The following is a 26,679-nucleotide window of genomic DNA, read 5'->3' on the forward strand; positions in this document are numbered from 1 at the left end:
CCTACAGGCCGACACCCCGGTCGAACGAAAAAGCCTGGGAACGCTCTTCCGAGCGCTCCCAGGCCCGGGAGATCAGCTGCCAACCGGCTCGGCGCGCAGCCGGGCCGAGTGCTTGACCAGCGCGATCAGCACCTCACGACTCGACTCACGCTTCCTCGCGTCACACATGATGATCGGAACGGACGGGCTGAGCTGCAGCGCCAGGCGTACCTCGTCCAGCTCGAACGTCGGCGCCCCCTCGAAGCAGTTGACCGCCACCACGAACGGCGTCCCGCGCCGCTCGAAGTAGTCGACCGACGGGAAGCAGTCGGCCAGCCGCCGGGTGTCGGCCAGGATGACCGCGCCCAGGGAGCCCTCGGCCAGCTCGTCCCACACGAACCAGAACCGCTCCTGCCCTGGCGTGCCGAACAGGTACAGGACGTAGTCGCTGCCCAGCGTGATGCGGCCGAAGTCCATCGCCACGGTGGTGGTCCGCTTGGCCTCGACGGACGTGAGGTCGTCCACGCCGATGCCGCGGTCGGTCAGCACCTCCTCGGTGCGCAGCGGCCGGGTCTCGGAGACGGCGCCCACCATGGTCGTCTTGCCCGCGCCGAACCCACCCGCGACCAGGATCTTGATCGCCGTCGGCAGGCGCGGACGCTCAGAGCGAGCGAAGACCATCGAGCACCGCCCTGTACATCTTCATGTCGTGCATGTCCACCTCGGATCGTGGTTCCTGCGCGGAGACGAGTTCACGGTCGAACAGGTCGCCGAGCAGCACCCGGATCGTGCCCGCCGGCAGGTCCAGGTAGGCGGCTATCTCGGCGACGGACTTGGGCTCGCGGCAGAGCTGGATGATCCGCAGGTGCTCGGGATCGAGCCCCGCGTCCGGCCCGGGTGGAGGGCCCACCGCCAGCGCCATGGAGATCAGGTCGAACCTGCCGTGGGCAGGCTGGGTACGGCCGCGCGTGACGACATAGGGCCGGATGATCTCTGGATCCACCCAGTGCTCGTCCGTGGGCTCGCCGGCGCCTCTCACCGGTCGCTCCTGGCGATGGCCTCGGCGTTGCGGGCCCCCGAGGTCAGGTATTGGCCCACGCGGGCCACCAGCATCGCCATCTCGTACGCGACCAGCCCGATGTCGGCGTTCTGCGCGCACAGCACGGCCAGGCAGGCCCGCTCGCCCGCTGTGGTCACGATGAGGAACTGGTTCTTCCACTCGACGACCGTCTGCCGCACCTCGCCGCCGGAGATGTGCTCGGAGACTCCCTTGGCCAGGCTCTGCAGCCCTGAGGCCACGGCGGACAGGTGCTCGCCGTCGGTCCGTTGCAGGCCCGCGGAGGAGGCCATGAGCAGTCCGTCCGACGACAGCACGATGGCGTGCTCGGTCTCCTTGATCCGGCCGACCAGGTCGTCGAGCAGCCAGTTGAGGTCGGTTCCCGTAGACGGGGTCATGCTTCACCTCCGGGCTGCTCGTCCATCATCTCGGCCGCGCGGGTGCGGCCCAGACGGGTGCCTGACTGCAGAGATCCCATCATCGCGCGGATCTCCTCCGGCGAGCGCTCGTCATCGTCCTCCTCGAGGTCGGGCTGCGTGGGCGTGTCGTCACGCAGCGCTGGCGCCAGGTTGGCCTGGGGCACGCGCAACGGTAGCCCCGATGGGGTGAACTCGGCCACAGGTTGCTGCTCCGGGTCGGCCGGCTTCTCTGTCGCTGTTTCTGGGGTGGGCGCCGGGGCGCTCTTGGGCTCTGGGGCCGGCTCAGCGGCCGGCTTCGGGTCGGCCACGGGGGTGGGACGCGACACCGGCCGGGGCTCCGGCCTGGTCGCGGGCCTGCTCCCCGGTCCGTTCTCAGGAGTGGCCGAGGGACGCGGGACGGCCGTGGGGCGGCCGGGCTTGAGCGTGCGCACGTTCTCGGCCGAGGCCGGCCGGGTCGCCGCCGCCACCGCCGGCTGCCTGCGCGGCAGCCGGTCACGTCCTTCGCCGTCGTGCGGCTCGGGCGTGGGGTCGAGCTGGACGAGCTCCTGCGGCAGCAGGACGACGACCGTCGTGCCACCGTACGGGGACGCCTTCAGCACGACCTGGATCTCGTGCCGCCTGGCGAGCTGGCTGACCACGTAGAGGCCGAGCCGGGCGGTGCCGGTGATGCGGAACTCCGGCGGGTCCGCGATGCGCTCGTTGGCCGCCTCCAGGTCCTCGGGCTTCATGCCGAGGCCGCGGTCCTCGATCTCGATCACGTACCCGTTGGCCACGAGCTGCCCGCTGACCTGCACGTTCGTGTAAGGGGGCGAGAACGACACGGCGTTCTCGATCAGCTCGGCGAGCAGGTGGATCACGTCACCGACGGCCCGGCCGACGAGCACCACGTCGCCCATCGGCATGAGCGAGACCCGCGTGTAGTCCTCGACCTCGGCCAGCGCGCCGCGGACCACGTCGACCATGGGGACCGAGCGCCGCCATGTCCGGGCGGGCGCGGAGCCGGACAGGACGATGAGGTTTTCCGCGTTGCGCCGCATCCGGATGGCGAGGTGGTCGAGCCGGAAGAGCTCCTTGAGCTCCTCGGGGTCGGTCTCGCGGCGCTCCATCACGTCGAGGACGGTCAGCTGGCGGTGCACCAGGCCCTGCGTCCTGCGGGCCAGGCTGAGCAGGATGTCGCGGATGCTGCGGCGCAGCTCGGCCTGCTCGGCGGCGACGCCGATGGCGGTGCGCTGGACGGTGTTGAACGCCTGGCCCACCTGGCCGATCTCGTCGTCACCGAAGTCGAGCGCGGGCGCCTCCTTGGCGACGTCGACCTCCTCGCCCTGGCCGATGCGCTCGACGATGCCGGGCAGGCGGTCGTCGGAAAGCTCGTGGGCGGCGTCGCGCAGCTTCTGCAGCTGGGCGAACAGGGACCGGGCCGTGGTGATGGACAGCATGATCGAGGCGATGACCGCGAGGAGGCCGAGGCCGCCGGCCAGGACCAGCCGGACGATCACGTTGACGGCGACCGGCACCGTCCGCTCGACCACGCGGTCACCGGCGTCGAGGACCATGGTGTTGAAGTCGGTCAGGAAGCGCTCGGTGGCCGACTTCCACTCCGCGGCGGTGAACGGCAGGCTCAGGGAGCTCTGGTCGTAGGCCATGACCCTGTTCTCCAGGGTCTGCAGCCGGACGGCCGACTGCCCCTTGATCAGCTTGTCGTAGGCGGCCCGGTCGAAGTCGGGCAGGTCGGTCGCGGCCTGTTCGGCGGTGATCCGCCAGGAGCCCACCATCTGGGAGAAGCCGGCCAGGGTGTCGGGGGTCAGCCGCCCGTCGGCGAGCGCGCCGGCCAGCAGCGCGTCTTCTCTGGTGAGGAGCTCTCTGGCGCGGCTCAGGGCGAGCAGCGAGCGGACGTCTCCGGCGAGCTCCTTGTCGTCGAGCGTCGCCAGCGAGCCGTAGAGGCCGTAGATGGGGTCGATGACGTCGGCGTACGCGTCCGACGTGCGCGTCTGGTCGAACCGGCCCGCGTCGATGCCCTTGCGGACCTCCTTGAGGGACTCCAGCCGCGTCAGCATCTCGGCGAGCCGCTCGTCGCCCTGGTCGTCGAGAGCCAGATCCACCACGCCGGAGCTCGCCGACTCACGGAAAGCCGCGTGGAAGCGGTCGGTCTGCTTACGCTGCGTTTCCAGTTCTTTGCGAGATTGGGCGGTCTTCTCGCTCAGTCTCACCATCGAAATACGACGCTCTTTTTGCAGCGCGAACAGCAAAGGGTCGCTCGGGGCCGACACAGCGCTGTCGAGTTGGGAGACCCAGAGGAGGTTGACGCCCTCACGGAGGGTGACCCACGCGGCGAAGACCCACAAGGCTGCCAGGGAGAGCAGCATGGCCGTGATCTTGGTCCGCAGCCGCGTCTTGCGGAAGCGCATTATATCCACCCGGTGAAAGTCACATGTTGAACGCCAGCCACCTGACGTGCGGGGACGCTGGACATCATATCGATCAAGGGACTCTAGCGCACCGGCAAAGCGTCTCTCAAGCAACGGTAATCACACTTGCCGGGCTATTGACACAATTTAGTCAAATTCACCCCAAAATGGGTCAGAAACGATATTCTCGGCAAGTGACCGAGCCTGCCTCCGTTTATTTCCGCATCCACAATGACCTCGCTGACCAGCTCCTTCAACAGTCACATCAACTGGCGGGCGTGCCACCGGAGGACCGCGGCGGCATCCTGCGAGCCGCACTCGACTCCGCCCCTGATGTGGCCCGTCTGCTGAGTCCCTATACCGCCCTTTTCGCCGACGGAGACAGCGCCGGAAGCCGGCTGGCCTTCAGCTGCCTGTCGGCCGCGGCCACGTTCCCGGGGGCGCGGCGCGAGCAGATCGCCGACCTCGGGGCCCTGAGCACGATCCTGTTCGGCGTCGACGACATCACCGACAACGTCACGGGCAGCGTCATGGGCAGCGTCATGGGCAGGTGGACTGACCAGGACGTCGTGGCGCTGTTCCGGCGGCTGTCCTCCGTCCTGGTCGGCGAGCGGATCGAGACGGGGCCGGGCACCACGCCCATGGAGCAGGCCCTGCACGCCTGGCAGACGTGGTGCGACCGCTTCCACGGGTACGGCGCCGCCGCCGCGTACGCGCCGCTCCTGGCGGAGCAGCTGGAGCTCACCGGCGCCGCCATGGCGCAGGAGAGCGTCTGGGCGACGGGCGGCGAGCCGTGGCCCGCCTACGCGGACTACCTGCCCAACGCCACCGTCACGTTCCTCTACCACACGTGGTGGCTGGCGGCGCTCGGGATCTGCGGCCCGGGCCCCGCCGACGCCGCCGCCTGGGAGACCGTCGGGCAGGTCACCGAGCTCGGGGCCGCCTGCCTGCGGCTGGCCAACGACGTCAGGACGTTCGAGCGCGAGCGGAGCGAGGGCAAGCCGAACGCGGTCCTCATCCTCGAACGCGCGGGCCTGCGTACCGAGGCGGCCGTCGAGCAGGTGTCGGCGCACATCCGCGAGCTCAACGCGGACTTCACGCGGGCGCTGGCCGGCCTGCCCGCCGATCTGGCGTGGGTCGCCGACGGGCAGCGCAGGTGCGTGTTCTTCAGCGGCGGCTGGTACATGGCCAGGGACACGCACGCGTACACCGTCCAGGACCTCGCCGCCGACGCGGACGCTCATCGCGGCTGAACCGCCTGTGCCCGTGCCCGCCGGACGAGGTGCGACGACGCGATCACGGCGGCGCGGGCCACGGCGGTGGGCACGTACAGGTCCTTGTCGTGCCAGAGCGGCGGGTGCTCGCCGGCCCGGCCCGACAGGTGCGCGTGACCGCGGTCCGCCGCCTCCAGCCGCCGCGGGTCGGCGTGCCCGCTGGTCAGCAGCAGGATCTGGATCGCGTACGCGGTCTCCTCCGCGGTGCCCTCCCATCGGCCCCACGAGCCGTCCTGCCGCTGGGTCCGCAGCGTCCACTCGGCCGCCGCGCGCACCGCGTCCCGCGCGGACTCCCCGCCGAAGGCGTCGAGCGCCAGCGCGCAGCTCACGGTCGCGTAGTACGGGGACGCGTGCCACCGGTCCGTCCAGCTCCCGTCCGGCTGCTGGCGCTCGCGGATCCACCCGGCCAGCTCGCCGATGGCCGCCTCGTAGCGCGGCGCGGCGGCGGGCACGCGGCGGACGTACTCGCCGAAGGCGTCCAGGATGTGCGCGTTCACACTGACCGAGACGCCCTGCTCGCCGGGCCAGGTGGAGAAGTGGATGCCGGCCCGGAACCCCCACAGGCTGTCCGGTTCGTACGGCGCGTCCAGCAGCGCCAGCGCGTACAGCGCCACGGACGTCGTGTCGGCGTCGGCGGGCAGTCCAGGGCCCGCGGGCGTGCCGGCCGGGCCGATCGCGGTCCTGATGTCGGCCACCATCTCCGGCGGCACCTCGATCTCCACCCCCGCCCGCAGCAGCCAGCTCAGTACCCAGCCGCGCTCGAACACGGTGATGGGCAGCCCCACGGGCACGGGGCCCCCGTACAGCCGGACCACCGCCTCCAGGTGCCCGCGGGCCGGGTCGTGCGCGTCGCGCTCCCCGTGCTCTCCGAGCCAGGCGGCGGTCGCCGCGGGTGAGGCGCCGACGCTGCCGATCGGGGTGGGCCGGATGCCGGGCGCCCCCGCGGCGGCGTCGGAGGCGATCTCCAGGGCGTGCAGCAGCTTCTCCGGCACCTCCTTGCCGGACCTGACCCGCGACCTGACGACGTGGAGCGCGTCGTAGCTCATGGCCGCGGGCAGCGGGATCGGCGCCTGACCGGGTAAGTCCTCGACGCGCTGGTTGATGCGGGCGATCAGGGAGGGGACGATGTGCTCGATCGCCGGCATGTCGGGCAGGTCGAGCGGGCCGCTCAGCCAGGTGGTGAGCACGCGCAGGCCGCGCTCCACCGCGCCGGCCAGGCTCGCGCGATCGGTGTCCGGGTCCGCGCGCGTCAGTGCCGCCAGGAGGCCCTCGGTGGCGCTCAGGGTCGGCACCACGCCGTACCCGTCGGGCGCGCCCCAGGCGCCGTCCTGGCGCTGCGTGCGGATCAGGTAGTCGGTGCGTTCCCGATGCCCGGTCAGCCAGGGGGCCAGCGACACGAGCCGGCCGGTCTCGTACACGGAGGTCGAGACCTGCCCCCACGGCCGCAGCATGAGGCTCGTGACCAGTTCGCCCGCTTCCGCGGCGATGTCCGTACCCGCGGTGATGTCCGCCGCCTCGCCGACGCTCACGCCGCACGCGTCCGCTCGGCCGGGTGCAGCTGGAGGAACAGCTTCTGCTTGGGTCTCAAAGTGGCTCCCCCTGGTACGGGCTTCAGCTGCTGCGGATTGGCCACGACCGGCCGGAACCTGCTCATCACGTTGGCGATCACCAGGGAGGCCTCGATGTAGAACAGGTGCTGGCCGAGGCAGACGTGCGGGCCCACCCCGAAGGGGACGAACGCGTACCGGTGCGAGAGCGCGGTCTTCTCGTCGGCCCAGCGCTCGGGGTCGAACTCCAGCGGCCGGGGCCAGAACTCCTCCAGCCGGTGGGTCGTGTACGGGCTGATCAGCACCTGGGACCCCGCCTTGATCGGCACGCCGCCGATCTCCGTGTCCGCCACCGTCTGGCGGGGGACGACCCAGGCGTTCGGATAGACCCGCAGCAGCTCCTGGAGGACCATGCGCAGGTAGGGCATCGAGGTGATGTGCGAAGGACGTACCGGATCGTCGCCCACCACCCGGTCGACCTCCTCCTGCAGCCGCTCCCGCACGCCGGGATGGTCGTGCAGCACCTGCCACAGCCAGATGAGCGACATGGCCGTGGTCTCGGAGGCGGCGCCGTAGATGTTCACCAGGTCGTCGCGCACCTGCCGCAGGTCGGCCTCGCCCTCCTTCTCCAGCCGGGCCGCGAGCAGCGCCGAGACGACCTCCTTGCTCCTGGTTTTCTCGTGCCGCGCCTGCTCGATGAGGGGGTAGACGATCTCGTCGATCTTCTTCGCCGACCGCAGGAAGGCGCGGTCGCCGGGCACCCTGATCGAGTACGGGGCGAAGGGGAGCAGCATGCGGAAGCCGATCGAGGTCGCGCAGGTGGCGAACTCGGGCGCCAGCCGTTCGGCGGTGTCACGGGAGATCCGGCCGCCGAACAGCACCTTGATCACGGTGTCGTTGACGATCGAGGTCATCTGGTGCTCAAGGTCGATCGGCCGGCCCGCCCGCGAGTAGTCGTCGAGCTCGGAGATGCGCGCGGCGATGGTGTCGGCCATGTCCTCGGCCAGCGAGGCGGTGTAGCGGGCGGTGAACAGCGGCTGGAGGATCTTCCGCGCCGACGCCCAGCTCTCGCCCTCGCCGAGGATGCTGTGCCCGATCAGGCGCTGCAGCGGCCGCCAGAAGACGCCCGCGCGGACGAAGTTGGTCCAGTCCGTCTTGAGCACCTGCTGGACATGGTCGGGGTGCGAGATGAGGTACGGGCGGAACGGCCCGAGGTGAAGCCGGACGACCCGCCCAGCGGCGTCGGTGCCCATCCTGGCCAGCTCGGTGACCGGGTCGCTCACGAGCCTGGGAATGGCGTGGTGGGAGGGAACGATGTGAGGTGTGTTGGTGCGGGTTGCCTTGGCGTGCGGCATGACAGCGATCCCCGATCCGGATGCGATGGCACACGAGAGCCGGCGGGCGTCGGCGTCCGTGATGCCTGCGTGTCTGATGGGTGAGAGGCGGCGTCTGAACTAGATGGGGGGAAGGGCGGGTCGCGGTGCGGCTCGAGTGGCTGTGGCCGGCTCAGCGGGCGCCTTCGCGGGCACTCTGGTCGCACGAGCCCCGAACGCCACTTGTGATCCCTCCATCGCTTACGGTGCCCGTCTCACATCACGGACATCTCCTGACAAAAGTCAACCGTCTGGTGGAGTATCACATGCTTGTGCATGTAGATTCAAGATCGTACCCGGGGTAGGAGCGCCAGTTGAATCTCAGCCATCCGTTGCGCGGGGCCACGATGGCCCGCTGTCGCGGCCTCCTCGACCCCGCCCTCAGGGACGCCGTATCGGTGCTCGACCCCTGGGGGGAGCGCATGGCCGCGTTCGCTCTGGGCCGGTCCGACACCGACGGCGGCCCGCGCGGCGGGGTCGATGAATCCGGAGGGAGCGGTGGCGACGGCGGCAAGGGTGTGCGGCCCGCCATCGCCCTGCTGAGCGCCGAGGCCGTCGGGGCGCCCGCCGAGTCCGCGCTGCCCGGCGCGGTGGCGGTGGAGCTGGTGCACGCGTTCTCCCTGGCTCACGACGACATCATCGACCGCGACGAGCTGCGCAGGCACCGCGCCGCTCTGTGGAAGGCGTACGGCGTGGGCCCCGCGCTGCTGACCGGTGACGCGCTGCTGGCGCTGGCGGTCAGCCAGCTGGCCGGGCGGCCGGAGGCGATGCCGTACCTGTCGGCCGCCCTGATCGAGCTGGTCCAGGGGCAGAGCGCCGACATGGCCTTCGAGAGCCGCCCGTGGAAGGGGCCGGGCGAGGTCGGCATCGACGAGTACGCCGAGATGGCCGCGGGCAAGACCGGCGGTCTCCTGGGCGCCGCCGCGGCGGCCGGCGTGGCTCTGGGCGGGGCGCCGGAACTGGCCGACGCCATGTGGGCGATGGGCCGCGACCTCGGGGTGGCCTTCCAGATCGTGGACGACATGCTCGGCATCTGGGGCGATCCGCGCGTGACGGGCAAACCCATCTACAGCGATCTGCAGCGCGACAAGAAGACGCTTCCCGTGCTGGCGGCGCTGGCCGACGGGGGTTCCGCCGCCCGCGAACTGTCCGCCCTGCTGGCGGCCGGGGCGACGGACGAGGAGTCCGTACGGCACGCCGCCCACCTCGTGGAGGAGGCCGGCGGCCGGGAGAAGGCCCAGGCGCTGGCCGATCGGTACGTGGACAGCGCGCTCGGCGTCATCGACGAACACCTGCCGGACGCCGGCGAGCTCCGCGCCCTGTGCGACTCCCTGGTCCACCGGGTCAACTGACGCGCGGGTCCGTCGCGTCAACTGACGTCGGTCCGCCGGATCGGCCGACATCGGTCCATCGGGCCGGCTGACCCCGGTCGAGTCCTGCCGGTCGAGTCATGACGGTCGAGTCATGCAGGTTTTGCCCCGATCGCGTTCATGAGCCGCGGATAGACCCGGTGCAGCTCCCGCTGCCAGTACACGTGCCGGTGCCCGCCCTGGTAGAAGTGGGTGTGTACCGGGATGTCCAGCTCCTCCAGCCGCCCGGCGAACAACCTGGCCGCCCGGTTCGCCAGGTCCTCGACTATGTCGCCCTGCCCGGCGGACACGTACAACTCGACGCCCTTCAACCGCCCGGCCAGGTCGTAGGGGTTGTGCGCGCGCCAGACGTCCCGCTGCGCCTTCGGGTCGCCCCAGACGCGCTTCCAGTCCGTGCCGAAGCAGCCGATCGTGGTTCCCGCCATCACGGCCTGCGGGACGCCCGGCGCCAGGATGTGCAGCGCGCCGCTGAACGAGGCCGCCGCCTCGAACCGGCCCTCGGCCGCGTACAGCATGGCGCCCTGACCGCCCATCGAATAGCCCGCGACGGCGCGCCGGCCGCCCGCCCGGTAGCGGGACTCCAGCAGCGGCAGCAGCTCGTCGAGGTGGTACGACCTCCAGCGCGGCGGGCCGCCCGCACCGCCGTTCCACCAGTCGGAGTAGCTGCCGCACCGGCCGCCGTCCGGCATCACGACGAGCACGCCCGTGTCGCGGGTCAGCGCCTCGACGTCGGTCCGCTCGGTCCAGGACGTGTGGTCGTCCAGCCCGCCGTGCAGCAGCCACAGCACCGGCCAGCCGGTACGCGACTCCCAGCCGCGCGGGAGCAGCAGGCGTACGCCCGTGGTGGCGCCGAGGGCGTCCGACCTGATCGTCAGCTCCATCCTGCGCTCGTCGAGCCGCCGCTCCGCCACGACCTCCGCCGGGCTCTCCGCGGACCTCTCCGCCGGGCCCTCTGCACCGGTCCCGGTCTCGTTCGCGGACGGGCGGGGTTCCTCGTGAACCCCCGGCAGGATCGTCACCACGCCCGCCAGGAACAGACCGCCGGTCACGACCAGGAACAGCCCGCCCGCGACCACCGCGCCGACCAGGCATCCACGTAAGCGGGGCCGCATCGAGCCTCCCAACCAGGGTGCGCGGATAATAGCGGGATGAGATCACTGGGCACTACCGGCCTGTCCGTTTTCCCGATATCGCTCGGCACCAATGTCTTCGGCTGGACCGCCGACAAGGAGACCTCGTTCGCCGTCCTCGACGCCTACGTCGAAGGTGGCGGCAACTTCCTCGACACGGCGGACGCCTACCCGTACTGGGCGACGGGGGAGTCCACCTCGGAGACGATCATCGGCGAGTGGCTGGCCGAGCGTCGTAACCGCGACTCCATCGTGCTGGCCACCAAGGTCGGCATGCTGGAGGGGCACAAGGGGCTGGCGCCGGCCACGATCAGGACGGCGGTCGAGGGCTCGCTGCGGCGGCTGCGTACCGACTACATCGACCTCTACTGGGCACACGTGGACGACCGGGACACGCCGCTGGTGGAGACGCTGTCCACGTTCGACACGCTGATCCGCGAGGGCAAGGTGCGCCAGGTGGGCGCCTCCAACTACGACGCGCCGCGCCTGGCCGAAGCCCTCAAGATCTCCGGCGAGGAGGGGCTGGCCCGGTATGTGGCGTTGCAGCAGCCGTACAACCTGGTCGACCGCGCCTACGAGGGCGAGCTGCGCGAGGTCGTGGTCACGGAGGGTCTGGCCAGCACACCGTACTCGGGGCTGGCCCGCGGCTTCCTGACCGGCAAGTACACGCCCGGGGCGAACGTGGACAGCCCACGGGCGGATGCGGCGGCCCGCCACCTGGAGACCTCGCACGGGCCCAGGGCGCTGGAGGCTCTCGTCCGGCTCGCAGGGGAACGCGGGGACGCACCGGCCTCGGTGGCCCTGGCCTGGCTCGCCGCCCAGCCGACGATCACGGCACCGATCGCGAGCGCGCGCAACGTGGAGCAGCTGCGGCCTTTGCTGGCGGCGGCGGAGCTGACGCTGAGCGAAGAAGAACTCACCCTCCTGGACGAGGCCTCCCGCCCCTGACCCGCCACCCGCCCTGCCCAGCAGCGCGCCCTGCCGGGCAACTCGCCGTGCCCGGCAGCCCGTCATCCATCGCCCGCCATTGAGGGCACGTTGCGGCGACGGCACCAGCGTCGACTGACAAGCCGGGCCGCCGGACGTGGAGGTCAGGCGGCGACGAGGTCGTGCTGACGGCACCACTCGTCGACGCTGCCCGCCTCGCGCTCGGTGACCCGCGTCCAGTGCGCGTCGGCCGCGATCGCCTCCTGCACGGAGCCGTGGGAGGCGAACACCGCCGTGAGCCCGGTGATCTTGAAGATGCGCGAGATGCGGTCCGTGGTCATGACGAGCGCCAGCGACCCCTCGTGCGTACGCAGCCGCTTGAGACCGCCGACGAGGACCCCGAGGCCGGTCGAGTCGAGGAACTCCACCGCGCTGAGATCGGCGACGAGATGCACGACGCCCTTGGCCGCCAGGTCCACCACCTGCTCGCGCAGCTTGGGAGCGGTGAACACGTCGACCTCGCCGGCGATCTTGAGCACGGCGCAGTCGCCGACCGGTCCGACCACCTCGATGACGATGTCCTGCATGTCTCGCCTCACCATCAGTCGCGTCATTGACTACATTGACGGGGAACTCTGTAGATTTACAGTACTGTCGCGAGCACCCTTCCGTCAATGACTGGCTGTCGGTGTCATCGTGCAGAATGACAGGCAGGCGCGAGGGGACGAGGGGACGAGGGGATGCGGGTAGAAGAGGCGATCGGGCGGCAGCTCGCGCGGCTGCGGGCGGAACGCCGGATGTCGCTGACCGAGCTGGGCGAGGCGCTGGGCCGCTACCTGGACAGGCCGTGGAGCCGCCAGGCCGTGCACCAGGCCGAGCGCGGCCAGCGCGCCTTCACGGCGGCCGAGCTGACCGCCCTCGCCCTGGTCCTCGACACCTCGGTCCAGGTGCTGTTCCGCGCCGAGGACGTCGGGATCGAACTGCCCGGCGGCTCCGTCTCCCGCGAGGACTACCGGGGGATCCTGCTGAGCAGAGAGCCGGACATGCCGCTTGACGGGGTCGAGGAGCTGATCATCGCCCTGCACGACATCGGCGAGGTTCTCTCCCGCCCCGCCCTGGCCCGCCTCGCCCGCATCGGCCGCGTAGCCGACCAGGTAGCCGGCCCAGAACACTGACCCTCTCAGGCCGGCACCTCGGCCCGGGAGTTCGGCGAGGCGTGGAAGCCCGTCGAGGCCCGGGAACTCGGCCTGGCTTGGAACTCCGCCTGACATTCTCCCTTCGCCCGAGATCCCGCTCCTGGTGACATCCCGGCCTCGGCCTCATTGCCCAGGACGGGCTCTGGCCGGAACAGGGCGGGGTCGTTCAGCTTGGGAGCGCGAACCCGAGCGAGACGGTCGCTGTGAGCAGGAGGCGTCAGCGGGGAGGCTCCATGGCAAGGCTGTCAGGTGGGAGGTGACGGCGGTGGTGGGGGTGGCCGGGGTGGTCACCCGTGATCCGAGACGCCGGGTTCGCCGCCATACTGCCTTCACCCGCGGGAAACCTAGGCCGGCTGACCGGTCACCAGCGCGACCTCGGCGCCGTCGCGGAACTCATCGTTCACCCGCTCGTCCAGCAGCTCATCGAGCGCCGTACGCAGGTGCGTCAGCAGGCTCCACACGTCGTTCACGCGCTCGGGGCAGGCCACGATGCCGAAGTCGAGCATGCCGTCGTACGAGAAGCAGGTGATGTTGAGGCCGCCGCTCATGTCGGTGAGCACCGACAGCGGGTAGTAGGACAGAACTCTGCCCCCGCACAGATAGAGCGGGAACTGCGGGCCGGGGACGTTGCTGATGATGAGGTTGATCGGCGGGAAGGCCATCCCCGCCAGCCGGAAGATCGCCGGCGTGGCCAGGCTGGTGACCGGGGCGGGCAGCACCGAGCACAGCTCGCTCAGCCAGGTGGCCGGGGCCCGTGCGAACCGTCGCTTGGCCTGGCCCATGGTGTTTCCGACGGCCTGCAGCCGCTCTTTGGCGTCGGCGACGTTCGTGGGCAGGGGCGTCACCATGGTGGAGATCTGGTTGCCGACCAGGTCTTTCGCCTCGGCCCTCCGTACCGCCACCGGCACGGCCACGATCAGCGGCGTCTCGGGCAGCGCGTCCCGCTCGCGCAACCACGAGCGCAGGGCCGACGTGCACAGAGCCATGACGACGTCGTTGACGCTCACGCCGTTGGCCTTGGCGACGTTCTTGACGTCCTTGAGCGACAGCGAGCCGAAGGAGAGGCGGCGGCGGGCGCTGATGGGGCCGTTGAACGGGGTCCGCGGGACCGCGAGGCTGGGCAGGCCGGGACGGTGATGCCCGTCACCGGCGACCACCCGCGCGGCCTTGGCGATCAGCTTCGCGCCGGGGAGACCCGCGGCCACAGGGATGGCGTCCAGATCTTCCGCCGCCCTGACAGCCGACTGGAGGGCGCGTACGGGATGGGTCACGCCACGGACGGCGGCTCCGGCCAGCATTCTGATCATCCCCGGCGGGCCGTCCTCGGGTGACGGAGAACCACCCATCGACCCGCCGCCCGTAGTGCCCACCTCGGAGGATGGGCCCGCGAGGACTGCGGGCTCCGCGCCGGCCGGCGACTCGGAGCTGGTGGGACGGGCGCCGGCGGGTGGAGCGGAGTGGCCTGAGGGGTGGGTGTCGGTGCGCCGGTCCGCGGGAGAGAGGTCGCTGGGGGGCTGCGGGGAGGGCAGGGTTTGAGAGTTGGCGGGGTGTTGAGTCCGAGGATGGGCGGGGTGCTGGGGCCGTGGGGTCGTTGTCGTCGTGGGGAGATGTCGGCGGGTGAGGTGGCCGTCGGGGGTCAGGTCGAGGAGAGTGGCGAGGGTCTCGGCGCCGGAGACGCCGTCGATGGCGGCGTGGTGCACCTTCGTGTAGACGGCTACCTTGCCGTCCGTCAGGCCGGTGATCAGGTGCATCTCCCACAGCGGATGCGCACGATCGAGCCGGCGGGCGTGGAGTTCGGCCACGGTCTCGGCGAGCTGCCAGTCGTCTCCGGGCTCGGGCAGCCTGGTTTCGAACAGGTGGTTGGCGAGGTCGAAGTCGGGATCGGCCGCCCAGTACGGGTGGTCGAGCCCCAGGGGCACCTCCACCAGGCGCAGGCTGAGCGCGGGGGAGAGGTGGAGGCGGTCCAGCAGCAGCTCCGCCAGGGCGGCTCTGTTGACCGAGCCGTCAGCCGAGTCGAGCAGCGCGAGACCGGCCACGTGCGCGGCGGTCGTGGTCGTCTCGACATTGAGGAACTGGGCGTCGAGTGCGGTCAGCTGGCGCATCGGCTCTCCTTTTCCCTTGATGTGGGCAGCCTCACACAAGGGGATTTCCGGAAGGTTTCTGCGCGAGTCTTTCAGATGAATTCAGGTGCGCCGAACCGGCCTTTCGTGAATCGCCAGCTCAGCCCGGATGGGTGACAATTTTCTATCCATTGACGACATGAATGGGATGTTGGACGACGGCGTCGAAGTGGTAGCCGAACGGATGGCGCGGGATGGTGAGGGGCTGGGTGGCGCCGGTCTCGTCGGTGGCGCGCGCCATGAGCAGTCGCGTGCCCGTACGCTGCGGAGCCCATTCGACGTGCCACGGGAGCCATGCGCTGACCAGGTGTTGTCCGTGGTGCTCCGCCTGACGCCAGGTCAGTCCGCCGTCGAGGCTGACCTCCACGCGTACGATCCGGCCGCGTCCCGACCAGGAGCGGCCGCGCAGGACGCGTGGGCTCCCGATGGGCAGGCGCGCATTCCATTCGAGCTCGAATGCGCTCTTCGCCGGCTGGGTGGTGACGTCCGGGTAAAAGACCGTGTTCCATGGCGTGAAGAGCTCTGTTGTTGAAACTTCTATGTCGCCGAGCCATTTTATCGACGCTATTCCCACCCATCCCGGCACCACCAGTCGCACCGGAAATCCATGATCGGGCGGCAGCGGTTCGCCGTTCATCTCATAGGCGACGAGCACGTCGTCCATGGCCTTGTCGAGGGGGAGCGGCCTGCGTACGTGGCCGTGGTCCTCGAACGGCGCGTCGAGCCCGGTGGGCAGCACGTCGACCGCGCCGGGCAGCACGCCCACCTCGTCGAGGAGGTGGCGCAGCGGGACGCCCCGCCACCGGGCGACCCCGATCGCGCCGAGCCCCCACTGGGTGCCGGGTGCTCCGTCGTGCTGCTGGGTCCGGTAGAAGCGCCGCCCGTTGCCCGCACACTCGATCGCCACGTCGTACGTACGGGACGGCAACGCCCGCAGTTCTTCGTAGCTGAACGCGCGCGGACGGCGCACGCCGGCCCCGTGGATGTTCAGCCGCCAGGTGGTGGCGTCGATGAGCGGGGTGAAGGTGTGATTGCGCACGAAGAACCGGTCGTTCGGGGTGTGGTACCCCAGCCCCGCCATCGACTCCCAGCGCATCTCCGCGCTGTTGCCGTGGACCCTGAACAGGTGGTCGGGCAGCGGTTTGATGATCGCCGCCGTGGCTTGCTTCATGAGAGCATCACCTCGTTATACCTATTTCCTACCTGGAAACCATTTAATCTCCTCACCCTGTGTGCTGGCGACCCCATTGCCGAAACCTGTCTCAGCTGTACGGGAACGTTCCAGTAGCCGTCCGAGCCGTCCCGCAGCCTCTACCCGGCTCCGGGCCCGGGCCAACCCAGCGACTCCTGGTCTGAGGCAATGCGGTGGCTCCTGGCCCCGAGCCAAATCCGGCGGCTCTGGGCCCGAGGCAACCCGGTGGCTCCGGGGCTGAGGCATCCCCGTGGCTCCGGGAGCTAACCCGGTGGTTCCCGGTGTGAGGCAACCCGGTGCTGCGGGCCCGAGTCAACGCGGCGCTGCGGGTTCGAACTCACCCGGTCACGGTCACCCGAGTCAGGCCGGGTTGGCGGATAACGGGAACGGGTGGCCGGCGTTGAGGTCGTCGATCAGTGTGAGGAGGCCGGTGCGGCCGTTGTTGGCTGCTAGCCAGCGGCTCACCTGGCAGGCGGATTTCGCATACGTCATCACGTCCTTGGACGCGGCGTTCAGCCACTCGTCGAGTGTTTGAGGGAGCGGAGCCGACGGTGACACCAAGCAGCGGTCGGAGGTCGTCTGCGGAGCCGTCTGCGGAGCCGTCTCCGGGGCTGTCTTCAGGGCCGTTTCTGAGGCTGGCTTCGGGGCGAGGTAGCGGGGGTCGTCGGCGACCACCACCGCGAGGCCCTCGTCGAACCACTGCGGGACTTCGGCTCCGGACGTTAGACGGGTGTGCAGCTCGACGTGGGACATCTCGTGCGCGGCGATCACCGGGTCGATGCCTTTGGGGGAGAGCAGTACCGATCGGTTGAGCACCGCTATGCCGCGCTCCCCGCCGCCGCCGATGCGCTTGTAGCAGCTCTCGGTCAGGCAGGCGAGCACGGTGGGGGAGCTGCGCCGGGTGCCGTAGAAGTCGGCGACGAGGCGGCGGGCCTGCTGGACCGTCTGTCTCACCTGCGCCTGCTGCGCGCCGGACAGGCCGTCTTCGGTGTAGACGGACTCCTTCAGCTCCGTCAGGCCGTAGCAGCCGGGGCAGAACGTCGAAGCCAGGGACGGGAAGGCCAGGGCCACCCCGGCGACGGCGGCCACGAGCAGCGCTGCCAGAATCGCGAGCAGCCGCGCCCACAGCTTGCGCGACTTCATCCGTAGGGGCCGGTGCATCTTGCTCGGGATCTCCTTGGGTGAGGGTGGGTGGTGGGAACACTTTTTCGTATGGTGAGGCCGGGCGCATCAGCCCACGGGTTGTCATGCTGACGGTTGAGAGGGCGGCTGTGCCTGCTTCTGGGGTCCTGCTTCCAGGGCTCTGCTCGACAGGGTCCTGCTCGACGGGGTCCTGCGCGACGTCAGGCCGCCGTCGGACGTGCCGGTCGGACGTGCCCGTCGGTCGGGGCTGTGGGACGTGCCCGTCGGACGTGCCCGTCGGACGTGCCCGTCGGGCGGGCCCATCGGGCGGGGCTGTCGGACGAGGGCCGTCTCTGCGAGGTTGGGACGCAGGTTGCCGGACGAGGTTGGACGGGGGACCAGGACGCGGGGTTGCCGGGCGAGGGCGGATGATGTGTCGGACCAGGCCGGATGGGTGGCGGATGGGTGTGCCGGACGAGGAGGAACGTGACCGGGACGTGGTGGTGGGACCTGGTGATCGGTGCGGCGGTCGCGGTGCTCGCGACATGGGCGGTGCTGGTGGTCGCGCTCGTCGTCGTGCGGCCCCGTGGCGGTCTGTTGCGGGAGTCGCTGCGGCTTCTGCCCGACATGTTGCGACTCGTCCGGCGGCTGGCCGCAGACCGGTCCCTTCCTCGGGGTGTACGGGTCCGGCTGTGGCTGCTGCTGGCCTACCTCGCCTTTCCGATTGACCTGATCCCCGACTTCATCCCCGTCCTCGGGTACGCCGACGACGCCATCGTGGTCGCCGCCGTGCTGCGGTCGGTCGTACGGAAGGCGGGGCCGGCGGTGGTGGAGCGCCATTGGCCGGGGAGTGCGGACGGGCTCGCGGTCTTGGTGCGACTCACGGGCCTGCACAAACGCCGCCTCCCGTGACGGCGTCGGCCGCACGGCACGTCGCCGTCGGAGCCGCCCTCGCCCTCGCCTCCATCGCCCCCGGCGAGCACGGTGCCTGCAGCGCCGCCACGGCTTCGGCGAACAAGGACTCCGGGGCCCGTTATGCGGAGAAGAGGCCGGCGATTGCCGCTATCTTGATGGCCAGCGTGATCGGCATCCAGATCAGCCAGGGCAGCAGCCAGCGAGCCGCAGAGGCCGAGTAGCGGAAGAACACCACCACGGTGGCTGCGGCGAGCAGGAGGCCGGTCGCGTCGGTGACGGCGATGGAGCGCAGGCTGTCGGCCAGCCAGAAGAGGTTGGTCTGCAGATAGCCGGCGATCAGCACGGTCAGGGGTACGGTGACGTCGCTTCCGCGTGGTGCCCGGCGCCAGAGCTGCCAGGCCGCGATCCCCATGCCGGCTTTGATCACGAGCCAGACCACTATGAAGACCCACGCGGGCACGGGGACCTGGGTCATCCCGAGATCGGTGGCGACCTCGGGGTTGAGCGTGAAGGCGAGTGCGCCGGGGATCTGCCCGATGAGCACGGGAACGAGGACGAAGAGCAGCCCGACCGGCCAGAAACGCGTGCGATCCGCGCCTGGCTCGTGGGTGCGGGCGTCGGTCGAAGCGTTCATCAGGGTTCCTTCCGGCTGTCGGTGGCCGCGCCACCGGCCAGCTTGGCGAGCAGGGCGTGCAGGGTCTGCCGTTCCTCAGGCGTCAGCGGGCCGAAGAATTCGCCCGAGATGCGTTCGCTGACCTGTTCGGCGTCGCGGATCTTCCGCACGCCCGCCGGCAGAAGGTGTACCTCCACGGCACGCCGATCGCGCGGGTGGGGACGCCGCTCTGCCAGGCCCATGGCCTCCAGTTCGTTGACCAGCGTCACCATCACGGGTTTGAACACACTCAGCCGCTCACTGAGTCGCGACTGGACCAGCGGGCCGCTCTGGAGCTGCGTCAGCACACCGAGGTGAAGCGCCTTGAGCCCTATCTCGGCCAGCACCTCCTCGTACTGTTCACCGGCTCTGGCGGCGACCCACGACAGCAGGAAACCGGTCGAGCGCGCCAGCTCCTCAGGAGGACCCTCGCCCCTGTCTCCGCCGAACGCCTTATCGTTAAATTTCATAACGTTATGGAGATTAACGGTATTTGGGGCGCAACGTCAACGGCCGCGTGAAGACATGGCGGCCGGGCAAGGGCGACGTGCGGCGCCGCAGCGCCTTCGGACGGCGATGTTCGGCCGGCGGTGGAGAGGCCGGTACGTCAGCGGCCGAGGAAGGCCAGCAACCGCTCCAGCGGCCAGGTGTTGATCACATCGTCCGTGGTCAGCCAGGCCCGCTGCGCGATCCCCACCCCGAAGCGCTGGTTGGCCAGGTGCGGGATCGCGTGCGAGTCGCTGTCGATCGAGAACTTCACCCCATGGTGCTTGGCCAGCCGCACCAGGTCGGCGGGCAGGTCGGAGCGGTCGGGGTAGGAGTCGATCTCCATGGCGGTGCCGGTCCTGGCGGCGGCGCGGAAGACGGCCTCCCAGTCGGCGTCCACCGGCTCGCGCTTGCCGATCTTGCGGGTCGTGGGGTGGCCGATGATGTCGACGTACGGATTCTCGCAGGCGGCGATGAAGCGGCGGGTCATCTCGTCGCGCGGCATGCCGAAGTGGGAGTGGACCGAGGCCACGCAGACGTCGAACTCCCGCAGGATCTCGCCCGGCCAGTCGACCGAGCCGTCGGGGGCGATGTTGAGCTCGCTGCCGTGCAGCAGCCGCATGCCGGGATAGCGGGCCTGCAGCTCGGCCACCCTGGCCCGCTGCTCCAGCGCCTTGTCCAGGGTCATCCGCTGCATGGCCAGGTCGGGAGCGTGGTCGGTGACCGCGTAGTAGGAGTAGCCGCGGGCGGCGCCGGCCGAGACCATGTCCTCCAGCGAGGCGATGCCGTCGGTCAGGTCGGTGTGGGTGTGCAGGTCGCCCTTGAGGTCGCCCAGCTCGACCAGCACGGGCAGCTCGCCGGCCAGCGCCGCCTTGACCTCGCCGCCGTCCTCGCGCATCGGCGGCGGCACGAACCGCATGCCGAGCGCCTCGTAGATGTCCTCCTCGGACTCGGCGGCGATCACCCGGTCGCCCTCGAAGAGCCCGTACTCGGACAGCTTCCAGCCCTTCTTGACCGCCATCTCCCTGATGGCGACGTTGTGCTCCTTGGAGCCGGTGAAGTACTGCATCGCCGCGCCCCACGAACCGGCGGGCACCACGCGCAGGTCGACCTGCATGCCGGACGTGGTGCGGATCGAGGTCTTCTTGTCGCCGGAGGCGATGACCTCGGCGACGTAGGGCTGGGCGCGGAAGTCGTCCATGATGGACTCGGGCGCCACGGCGAGGATGTCGATGTCGCCGATCGTGTCCTTCATCCGCCGCAGCGAGCCCGCGTAGGCGATGCGCTCGGCCTTCAGCGACCCCATCACCTGCTCGGCCAGGGACATGGCGACGCCGATGTGGACCCGGCGGCCCGACTGCTCCAGCTGCTCGATGCCCTTGAGCAGGTTGGCCAGGGTCTTCGGGCCGAGGCCCTTGACCCCGTCGAGGCGGCCGGAGGTGATCGCCTCGCTCAGCGCCGCGGTCGAGTCGATGCCGTAGTCCTCGAACAGCATGATCGCCGTCTTGGGGCCGAGCGAGGGCACCCTGGTCAGCCGCCGCACGCCGTCGGGCACGCGGCCGCGCAGGTCGTCGAGCTGGCGGAAGCTCCCGCGCTGCAGGAACTCCTCCATCTTCTTGGCGATCGCCTCGCCCACGCCGGGCACGCCGCGCACGTCGACGACCGAGATGTCGTCGGGGAACCCGGCGATCGCCTTGGCCGCCTTCTGATAGCTCCGCACCCGGAAGGCGTCGCCGCCGCAGAGCGCGAACAGCTCCGCGTATTCCTGCAGCGCCGCCGCCGCCTCCTCATTTGCCCGCATGACCCATACCTTAGGGGCCCGGTCCGACAAATAGTCCCTGACGGGCCCGGGTCAGAAGCGCACCTCGCGCGCCCGGTACGGCGCCTCCAGGAAGGAGATCTCCTCCTGCGACAGCGACACCGAAACGGCCGCCACCGCGTCGTCCACGTGCCGTTCCTTCGTCGCCCCCACGATCGGCGCCGTGATGCCGGGCCGGTGCAGCACCCAGGCCAGCGCGATCTGTGCGGCGGGCAGCGCCCGGTCTGCGGCCACCTTGGCGACGCGGTCGACGATCTGCTGATCGTTCTCCGGGTCGTACAGGTAGTCGATGCGCCCGTCGGACCCCGTCCTGGTCGTCGCGGCGGGGGAGCCCGCCCTGGCCAGCACGCCGCGCGCCAGCGGGCTCCACGGGATCACGCCCACGCCCTGGTCGGCGCAGAGCGGCAGCATCTCGCGCTCCTCCTCGCGGTAGAGCAGGTTGTAGTGCGGCTGCATCGAGACGAACCTGGTCCAGCCGTTGACCTGCGCCACGTGCTGCGCCTTGGCGAACTGCCAGCCCCACATGCTCGAAGCGCCCAGGTAGCGGGCCTTGCCGGCCCTGACCACGTCGTGCAGCGCTTCCATGGTCTCCTCGATGGGCGTCTCGTCGTCCCAGCGGTGGATCTGGTAGAGGTCCACGTAGTCGGTGCCGAGCCGCTTGAGCGAGGCGTCGATGGCGGCGTGGATGTGCTTGCGCGACAGCCCGCGGTCGTTGGCGCCGCGGCCCATCGGGAAGTACACCTTGGTGGCCAGCACGTAGTCCTCGCGGCGCGGGAAGACCTCGCGCAGCATCTCGCCGGTCACGACCTCGCTCGCGCCCGCGCTGTAGACGTCGGCGGTGTCGAAGAACGTCACGCCGGCCTCGGCCGCCCTGCGGACGAGGGGCTCGGCGTCCTGCCGAGGCAGCGCCCAGTCCTGTTTCGCGGGGTCGCCGTAGCTCATCATGCCGAGGCAGATCCGCGAGACCTTCAAACCTGTGTCACCAAGTCGCGTGTAGTCCATGGTGCACACTTTATGAGGATGAATCCGGCGGCTGGCCGGGGGCGTCCGCTCGGGAGATGCTGGCGACCATGAAGCCTCGCGTACGGCCCCTTCCCCCCGGGGAACGGGACGACTTCACGAAGTCCAGCCCGTACAACGTGTTCGCCACCCTGGCCAGGCACCCGCTCCTGTACGAACCCTGGCGGCGTTTCGACGCCGCGCTCCAGGACGGCACGCTGCCCGACCGCGACCGCGAGCTGGCCACCCTGCGCACGGCTCACCACTCCGGCAGCGAGTACGAGTGGAACCGCCACTCCCGGCGGGCCAGGGAAAAGGGCCTGTCGGCCCTGGAGATCGAGCTGGTACGCAGGCCCGACGCCCTGTGGTCGGTCGAGGACCAGCTCGTCCTCCAGGTGGCCGACGACCTGCACTACGCCGGCGACCTGACCGACGCGACGTGGGCGGCGCTGTGCGACCGCTACGACGAGGCGGGCCGGATCGAGCTGGTGCTGCTCGTGGCCCATCACACCGCGCTGGCGCTGGTGGTCAGGACGCTCCGGGTGCGCTCCGAGGAGTGATCATCGTGACGCCCGGCACCGAGCCGATCGAGGCGAGCGCCTTGCCGGCGTCGGCGAGCCCGATCGTGCGGGTGATGAGCTGGTCGGGGTGGAGGATCCCGGCCCTGATCATCTCCAGCATGGGCGGGTACGCGTGCGCGGCCATGCCATGGCTGCCCAGCAGCCGCAGCTCGTGGCCGATCACCCGTTCCATCGGCACCGGCGTCGCACCGCCCGGCAGCAGCCCGACCTGGACGTGACGCCCCCGGCGGCGCAGGCTCTCGACGGAGGCCGCGCAGGTCTGCGGACTGCCCAGCGCGTCGATCGACACGTGGGCCCCACCCCTGGTCAGCTCTCTGACCTGGGCGGCGGCGTCTCCGGCCGAGCCGTTGACGAAGTGGGTGGCGCCGGCCAGCTCGGCCAGGTGCAGCGCGTCGGTGCTGATGTCGACCGCGACCACCCGCGCGCCTGCCGCCGTGGCGATCATGACGGCCGACAGGCCCACGCCGCCGCACCCGTGCACGGCCACCCATTCGCCGGGACGCACCTCGCCCACCTGCGCCACGGCGCGGAAGGCGGTGGCGAAGCGGCAGCCGAGCCCGGCGGCGGTGGCGTACGCCATGTCCTCGGGGACGGCGATCAGGTTGACGTCGGCGTGGTCGATGGCGACGTAGTCGGCGAAGGAGCCCCAGTGGGTGAAGCCGGGCTGCGTCTGCCGCTCGCAGACCTGCTGCTCGCCGGTGGCGCAGGAGGGGCAGGTGCCGCAGGCGCAGATGAACGGTACGGTCACGCGCGCCCCCGGCAGCCAGCCGCGCACGTCGGAGCCGACCGCCTCGACCACACCGGCCAGCTCGTGCCCGGGAACGTGCGGCAGGACCTTGATGTCGGAGTCGTGGCCCTGCCAGCCGTGCCAGTCGGACCGGCACAGGCCGGTCGCCTCGACCCTGATCACCGCCCCGTGCGGGGACGGGGAAGGATCGGGCAGCTCGCGCACGTCGAGCTCTCCACCGAAGATGTCAAAGGCAACCGCTCGCATCTCATGAGCTTAGAGTCAATTGCCGCAGCTCGCGCAAGGCCCGGTGCGACGGCGAGCCGGGTTCGGTGGTGTAGAGGATGAGACGCAGGTCGTCGCGGTCGGGCACGAGCATGACCTGGCAGATCGTGTCGATGACGCCGACCGCCGGATGGATGATCTGCTTGCGCTGTTCGCGGCGGATCTCCACGTCGTGCTGGGCCCACAGCTCGGCGAACTCAGGGCTGAGCGCGTGCATCTCGGCCACGAGCGCCTGGAGCTCGCGGTCGCCGGGGTAGCGGCCGGCGGAGACGCGCAGGTCGGCGACCGAGGCGCGGGCGAAGCGGCCCTTCTCCTCGTCGCTGAGGTGCTCGGCGATCTGGGGGGACAGGAAGACCCAGCGGATCACGTTGAGCTGCTCGGGCGGCAGGGCGTTCAGTCCGCCCATGAGGGCGCCGGCCACGGGGTTCCAGGCGCGGATGTCGCCGCGGGCGTTCACGACGTACGCGGGCACCTCCTCCAGGAACGTGATCAGGTGCAGCACGCTCGCCGGCACGTCGTCCCTGATGCGCGCGGGCTCGAGCGGCTGGCCCGCCAGGTGGAACAGGTGCGTGCGCTCGTCCTGGCTCAGCAGCAGCGCCCTGGCCAGCGCGCCGAGCACCTGCCGCGAGGGGTGCGGGCCCCTGGCCTGCTCCAGGCGGATGTAGTAGTCGATCGACATGCCCGCGAGCTGCGCGACCTCCTGCCGGCGCAGGCCGGGCGTGCGGCGGCGGTCCCCGCACGGCAGCCCCACGTCGGTGGGAGTGACGCGGGCACGCCGGGCGCGCAGGAATTCGGCCAGTTCGTCGCGGTTCATGGCTCCATCCTCCGCGATGGGACGGCGGCGAGGGTGGCACCGTTGATACCAGCCTCCCCAGGTCTCTCCTCATACTGCCCTGACCTGGGCGAACGTGGAGACATGACGAAAATCGCCCTCATCACGGGTGCCAACAAGGGAATCGGATACGAGACCGCGCGGCTGCTGGCCGGGCAGGGCGTCACCGCCGTCGTGGCGGCGCGCGACGAGGAACGTGGACGGGCCGCGGCCGGGCGGCTCGGGCTGCCGTTCGTCCAGCTCGACGTGACCGACGAGGCGAGCGTGACCGCCGCCGCGAAGTGGGTCGAGGCCGAGTACGGCCGGCTCGACATCCTGGTCAACAACGCCGGCATCACCGGCGGGATGACCGCGCTCCAGCCCAGCGCCCTCACGACCGCGCAGGTCAAGGAGGTCTACGAGACGAACGTGTTCGGCGTCGTCACCGTGACCAACGCCATGCTGCCGCTGCTGCGCCGGTCCGCGTCCGGCCGGATCGTGAACCTGTCGAGCGAGCTCGGCTCGCTGGCCGTCGCGGTGGACCCGGCCACCCCCTTCCGTTCGTTCAACCATCTGCCCTACAACTCCTCGAAGACCGCGCTCAACATGATCACCGTCTGCTACGCCAAGGAGCTGGAGGACACCCCGATCAAGGTGAACGCCGTGTCCCCCGGCTTCTGCGCCACCGACCTGAACGAGAACACGGGCGTGCTCACGCCGGAGCAGGGCGCGGAGGTCGTCGTACGGTTCGCGACCCTCGACACGGACGGACCCACCGGGACCTACATGTACGAGGACGGCGTGATCGCCTGGTGATGTGTCATGAACGGGAAAAAGGACAGAGGGGGGTGATGGGAAGAGATCTGGATAAGGAGCGTTTTACCGAGGCGGAGTACGCCCGCTTCGCGGACCGCATCCACGAGCAGCTCGGGGTGCTGCGCGAACTGCTCGACACCCCGGGTTTCGGCCAGGGGCCGACCACGATCGGCGCCGAGCTCGAACTGTTCCTGGTCGACGAGGAGGGCCGGCCCCTGCCGCGCAACAGCCAGGTGCGCGAGGCCCTCGGTGACCCCCGCGTCGTGCTGGAGCTGGGCCGCTTCAACATCGAGGTGAACCTGACTCCCATACCCCTGGCGGGCAGGCCCTTCGAGACGCTGAGCGGCGAGGTGCAGGAGACGATCGCCAAGGTGGACGCGGCGGTGGCGGGCGGGGGAGCGGTGCCCATCGGCATCCTGCCCACGCTCGACACCGAGGACTTCACGCGGGGCGCGATGAGCGACCAGAACCGCTACCGGGCCATGAGCAGGGGTGTCAGGCGGCTGCGGCTGGAGCCGTTCCTGGTCAAGATCGAGGATCTGGAGCTGTCGGTCGAGGACGTGATCCTCGAAAGCGCCAACACCTCGTGGCAGGTGCACGTACGCACGCCTCCTGAGCGTTTCGCCCGGATGTTCAACGCCGCGCAGCTGGCCATCGGGCCGGTGCTGGCGGCGTGCGGCAACTCGCCGTTCTTCCTGGGCAGGACGTTGTGGGAGGAGACGCGGATCGCGCTGATGGAGGAGGCCGCCGACGACCGTGACGTGCAGCGGCGCGAGCGCAGGGACGGGCGGGTGACGTTCGGCTCCGACTGGGTGTACGAGGGCGCCCACGAGTTGTTCGAACGCTATGTGAAGGACTACGACCCGATCCTGCCCGACCTCACCGAGGACGCGCTGCCGCACGAGGTGCCGGAGCTCCGGCTGCACCAGGGCACGATCTGGCAGTGGAACCGCCCCGTCTACGACCCCGCCGACAGCGGCCACCTGCGGATCGAGATGCGGGCGCTGCCCGCGGGGCCCTCGTGCGCGGACATGGCGGCGAACACGGCCTTCCTGCTGGGGCTGACGTTGTCGCAGGCGGAGCGGGACCTGACCGGCTACCAGTTCGCGCAGGCGTACCAGAACTTCTATCGCGCGGCCATGCACGGACTGGACGCCAAGCTGGCCTGGCCCGGCAGGGAGGGCGAGTTCGACGCGGGGGAGCTGGTGCTGTCGCTGCTGCCCGAGGCGCGGGAAGGGCTGCTCGGAGCCGGGGTGACGCCGGGCGACGCGGACCGGGCGCTGGGCGTGATCGCGCAGCGCACCCGGACGCGGCGGACCGGGTCGGTCTGGCAGCGGGAGACGCTGGAACGGTTCGGCGGCGACCGCGGGCGGCTCGTGCGGCGCTATCGGGAGCTGGCTCTGACAGGTACTCCTGTGCATTTGTGGAAGTGATCGTAAACCTTGGTCGCCCTTTTTCCGTCAGACTGGTCAAGAGA

At 70.4% G+C, this 26,679-nt stretch carries 24 protein-coding genes and 1 pseudogene; 8 read left to right on the top strand and 17 right to left on the bottom strand.

Going from position 1 to position 26,679, the window contains the following annotated elements; genetic code table 11:
• Positions 1-72 precede the first annotated feature (72 nt).
• The 4 genes from AB0C27_RS18215 to AB0C27_RS18230 are packed head-to-tail and all read right to left on the bottom strand — an operon-like array spanning position 73 to position 3,860.
• Positions 73-660, bottom strand: coding sequence for an ATP/GTP-binding protein (locus tag AB0C27_RS18215; protein ID WP_357845091.1), 588 nt, complete (start codon positions 658-660; stop codon positions 73-75).
• Entirely contained in the window at positions 641-1,018 is a 378-nt protein-coding gene (locus AB0C27_RS18220) for a DUF742 domain-containing protein (protein WP_357845094.1), read from the bottom strand. Before AB0C27_RS18220 ends, AB0C27_RS18215 begins: the two co-directional genes overlap by 20 nt.
• Positions 1,015-1,434, bottom strand: a complete 420-nt coding sequence (locus AB0C27_RS18225) for a roadblock/LC7 domain-containing protein (RefSeq protein WP_346108268.1) — start codon at positions 1,432-1,434, stop codon at positions 1,015-1,017. Before AB0C27_RS18225 ends, AB0C27_RS18220 begins: the two co-directional genes overlap by 4 nt.
• Positions 1,431-3,860 carry a nitrate- and nitrite sensing domain-containing protein gene (locus AB0C27_RS18230; RefSeq protein WP_357845098.1) on the bottom strand — a complete coding sequence of 810 codons (2,430 nt, stop codon included), beginning with the start codon at positions 3,858-3,860 and terminating at the stop codon, positions 1,431-1,433. Before AB0C27_RS18230 ends, AB0C27_RS18225 begins: the two co-directional genes overlap by 4 nt.
• A gap of 278 nt (positions 3,861-4,138) precedes the next feature.
• Here AB0C27_RS18230 and AB0C27_RS18235 point away from each other — a divergent pair, with 278 nt between their 5' ends.
• Positions 4,139-5,113, top strand: coding sequence for a terpene synthase family protein (locus AB0C27_RS18235; RefSeq protein ID WP_357845101.1), 975 nt, complete (start codon positions 4,139-4,141; stop codon positions 5,111-5,113).
• Here AB0C27_RS18235 and AB0C27_RS18240 read toward each other — a convergent pair.
• Together AB0C27_RS18240 and AB0C27_RS18245 are read right to left on the bottom strand one after the other, a co-directional pair.
• On the bottom strand, positions 5,101-6,663 hold the full coding sequence (locus AB0C27_RS18240; protein WP_357845104.1) for a prenyltransferase/squalene oxidase repeat-containing protein: 1,563 nt from the start codon (positions 6,661-6,663) through the stop codon (positions 5,101-5,103). The two genes, AB0C27_RS18235 and AB0C27_RS18240, sit on opposite strands and share 13 nt — an antisense overlap.
• Positions 6,660-7,964, bottom strand: coding sequence for a cytochrome P450 (locus tag AB0C27_RS18245; protein ID WP_357845107.1), 1,305 nt, complete (start codon positions 7,962-7,964; stop codon positions 6,660-6,662). Before AB0C27_RS18245 ends, AB0C27_RS18240 begins: the two co-directional genes overlap by 4 nt.
• 404 nt (positions 7,965-8,368) lie before the next feature.
• On the opposite strand from AB0C27_RS18245, the gene AB0C27_RS18250 reads away from it, so the two are divergent.
• Entirely contained in the window at positions 8,369-9,406 is a 1,038-nt protein-coding gene (locus AB0C27_RS18250; protein ID WP_357845110.1) for a polyprenyl synthetase family protein, read from the top strand.
• Positions 9,407-9,516: 110 nt separating this feature from the next.
• On the opposite strand, the gene AB0C27_RS18255 is transcribed toward AB0C27_RS18250, so the two are convergent.
• The gene (locus tag AB0C27_RS18255; RefSeq protein ID WP_357845113.1) at positions 9,517-10,536 is read right to left on the bottom strand and encodes an alpha/beta hydrolase family protein; all 1,020 of its coding nucleotides are present in this window, start codon (positions 10,534-10,536) and stop codon (positions 9,517-9,519) included.
• A gap of 36 nt (positions 10,537-10,572) precedes the next feature.
• On the opposite strand from AB0C27_RS18255, the gene AB0C27_RS18260 reads away from it, so the two are divergent.
• The gene (locus AB0C27_RS18260) at positions 10,573-11,502 is read left to right on the top strand and encodes an aldo/keto reductase (protein WP_357845116.1); all 930 of its coding nucleotides are present in this window, start codon (positions 10,573-10,575) and stop codon (positions 11,500-11,502) included.
• A gap of 227 nt (positions 11,503-11,729) precedes the next feature.
• On the opposite strand, the pseudogene AB0C27_RS18265 reads toward AB0C27_RS18260, so the two are convergent.
• Positions 11,730-12,068, bottom strand: a pseudogene (locus AB0C27_RS18265) (STAS domain-containing protein); the annotation flags it as partial.
• A gap of 153 nt (positions 12,069-12,221) precedes the next feature.
• Here AB0C27_RS18265 and AB0C27_RS18270 point away from each other — a divergent pair.
• Positions 12,222-12,656, top strand: coding sequence for a helix-turn-helix transcriptional regulator (locus tag AB0C27_RS18270; RefSeq protein ID WP_357845118.1), 435 nt, complete (start codon positions 12,222-12,224; stop codon positions 12,654-12,656).
• Between the two features lie 365 nt (positions 12,657-13,021).
• Here the strand turns inward: AB0C27_RS18270 and AB0C27_RS18275 are convergent, their stop codons facing one another.
• The 3 genes from AB0C27_RS18275 to AB0C27_RS18285 all read right to left on the bottom strand — a co-directional run bounded on the left by AB0C27_RS18275 (position 13,022) and on the right by AB0C27_RS18285 (position 17,150).
• The gene (locus AB0C27_RS18275; protein ID WP_357845121.1) at positions 13,022-14,779 is read right to left on the bottom strand and encodes a wax ester/triacylglycerol synthase domain-containing protein; all 1,758 of its coding nucleotides are present in this window, start codon (positions 14,777-14,779) and stop codon (positions 13,022-13,024) included.
• Between the two features lie 142 nt (positions 14,780-14,921).
• Complete coding sequence (locus tag AB0C27_RS18280) at positions 14,922-15,968, bottom strand: sulfite oxidase (RefSeq protein ID WP_357845124.1); 1,047 nt, start codon at positions 15,966-15,968, stop codon at positions 14,922-14,924.
• Positions 15,969-16,349: 381 nt separating this feature from the next.
• The gene (locus AB0C27_RS18285) at positions 16,350-17,150 is read right to left on the bottom strand and encodes a hypothetical protein (RefSeq protein WP_357845127.1); all 801 of its coding nucleotides are present in this window, start codon (positions 17,148-17,150) and stop codon (positions 16,350-16,352) included.
• Positions 17,151-17,597: 447 nt separating this feature from the next.
• On the opposite strand from AB0C27_RS18285, the gene AB0C27_RS18290 reads away from it, so the two are divergent.
• On the top strand, positions 17,598-18,023 hold the full coding sequence (locus AB0C27_RS18290) for a DUF1232 domain-containing protein (RefSeq protein WP_357845130.1): 426 nt from the start codon (positions 17,598-17,600) through the stop codon (positions 18,021-18,023).
• A 121-nt stretch (positions 18,024-18,144) separates the two neighbouring features.
• Here AB0C27_RS18290 and AB0C27_RS18295 read toward each other — a convergent pair whose 3' ends face one another.
• The 4 genes from AB0C27_RS18295 to AB0C27_RS18310 form a co-directional block, all read right to left on the bottom strand.
• Entirely contained in the window at positions 18,145-18,660 is a 516-nt protein-coding gene (locus AB0C27_RS18295; RefSeq protein WP_357845133.1) for a tryptophan-rich sensory protein, read from the bottom strand.
• Positions 18,660-19,148 carry a MarR family transcriptional regulator gene (locus AB0C27_RS18300; protein WP_357845136.1) on the bottom strand — a complete coding sequence of 163 codons (489 nt, stop codon included), beginning with the start codon at positions 19,146-19,148 and terminating at the stop codon, positions 18,660-18,662. Before AB0C27_RS18300 ends, AB0C27_RS18295 begins: the two co-directional genes overlap by 1 nt.
• A 137-nt stretch (positions 19,149-19,285) precedes the next feature.
• On the bottom strand, positions 19,286-20,965 hold the full coding sequence (gene polX, locus AB0C27_RS18305; protein WP_357845139.1) for a DNA polymerase/3'-5' exonuclease PolX: 1,680 nt from the start codon (positions 20,963-20,965) through the stop codon (positions 19,286-19,288).
• A 51-nt stretch (positions 20,966-21,016) separates the two neighbouring features.
• Complete coding sequence (locus AB0C27_RS18310) at positions 21,017-21,985, bottom strand: aldo/keto reductase (RefSeq protein WP_357845141.1); 969 nt, start codon at positions 21,983-21,985, stop codon at positions 21,017-21,019.
• Between the two features lie 68 nt (positions 21,986-22,053).
• Here AB0C27_RS18310 and AB0C27_RS18315 point away from each other — a divergent pair, with 68 nt between their 5' ends.
• Positions 22,054-22,542 (top strand): carboxymuconolactone decarboxylase family protein, encoded by a 489-nt coding sequence (locus AB0C27_RS18315; protein ID WP_357845144.1) that lies wholly within the window; start codon positions 22,054-22,056, stop codon positions 22,540-22,542.
• Here AB0C27_RS18315 and AB0C27_RS18320 read toward each other — a convergent pair.
• Both AB0C27_RS18320 and AB0C27_RS18325 read right to left on the bottom strand, forming a co-directional pair.
• Positions 22,511-23,557 carry a zinc-dependent alcohol dehydrogenase family protein gene (locus AB0C27_RS18320; protein WP_357845146.1) on the bottom strand — a complete coding sequence of 349 codons (1,047 nt, stop codon included), beginning with the start codon at positions 23,555-23,557 and terminating at the stop codon, positions 22,511-22,513. The genes AB0C27_RS18315 and AB0C27_RS18320 overlap by 32 nt on opposite strands.
• A 1-nt stretch (position 23,558) precedes the next feature.
• On the bottom strand, positions 23,559-24,389 hold the full coding sequence (locus AB0C27_RS18325) for a helix-turn-helix transcriptional regulator (protein ID WP_357845149.1): 831 nt from the start codon (positions 24,387-24,389) through the stop codon (positions 23,559-23,561).
• A gap of 102 nt (positions 24,390-24,491) precedes the next feature.
• On the opposite strand from AB0C27_RS18325, the gene AB0C27_RS18330 reads away from it, so the two are divergent.
• On the top strand, positions 24,492-25,202 hold the full coding sequence (locus tag AB0C27_RS18330) for an SDR family oxidoreductase (protein WP_357845151.1): 711 nt from the start codon (positions 24,492-24,494) through the stop codon (positions 25,200-25,202).
• A gap of 35 nt (positions 25,203-25,237) precedes the next feature.
• Complete coding sequence (locus AB0C27_RS18335; RefSeq protein ID WP_357845155.1) at positions 25,238-26,635, top strand: glutamate--cysteine ligase; 1,398 nt, start codon at positions 25,238-25,240, stop codon at positions 26,633-26,635.
• Positions 26,636-26,679 lie beyond the last annotated feature (44 nt).

It is taken from the genome of Nonomuraea sp. NPDC048882 (assembly GCF_040649755.1).
GTDB classification, from domain to species: Bacteria; Actinomycetota; Actinomycetes; order Streptosporangiales; family Streptosporangiaceae; genus Nonomuraea; species Nonomuraea maheshkhaliensis.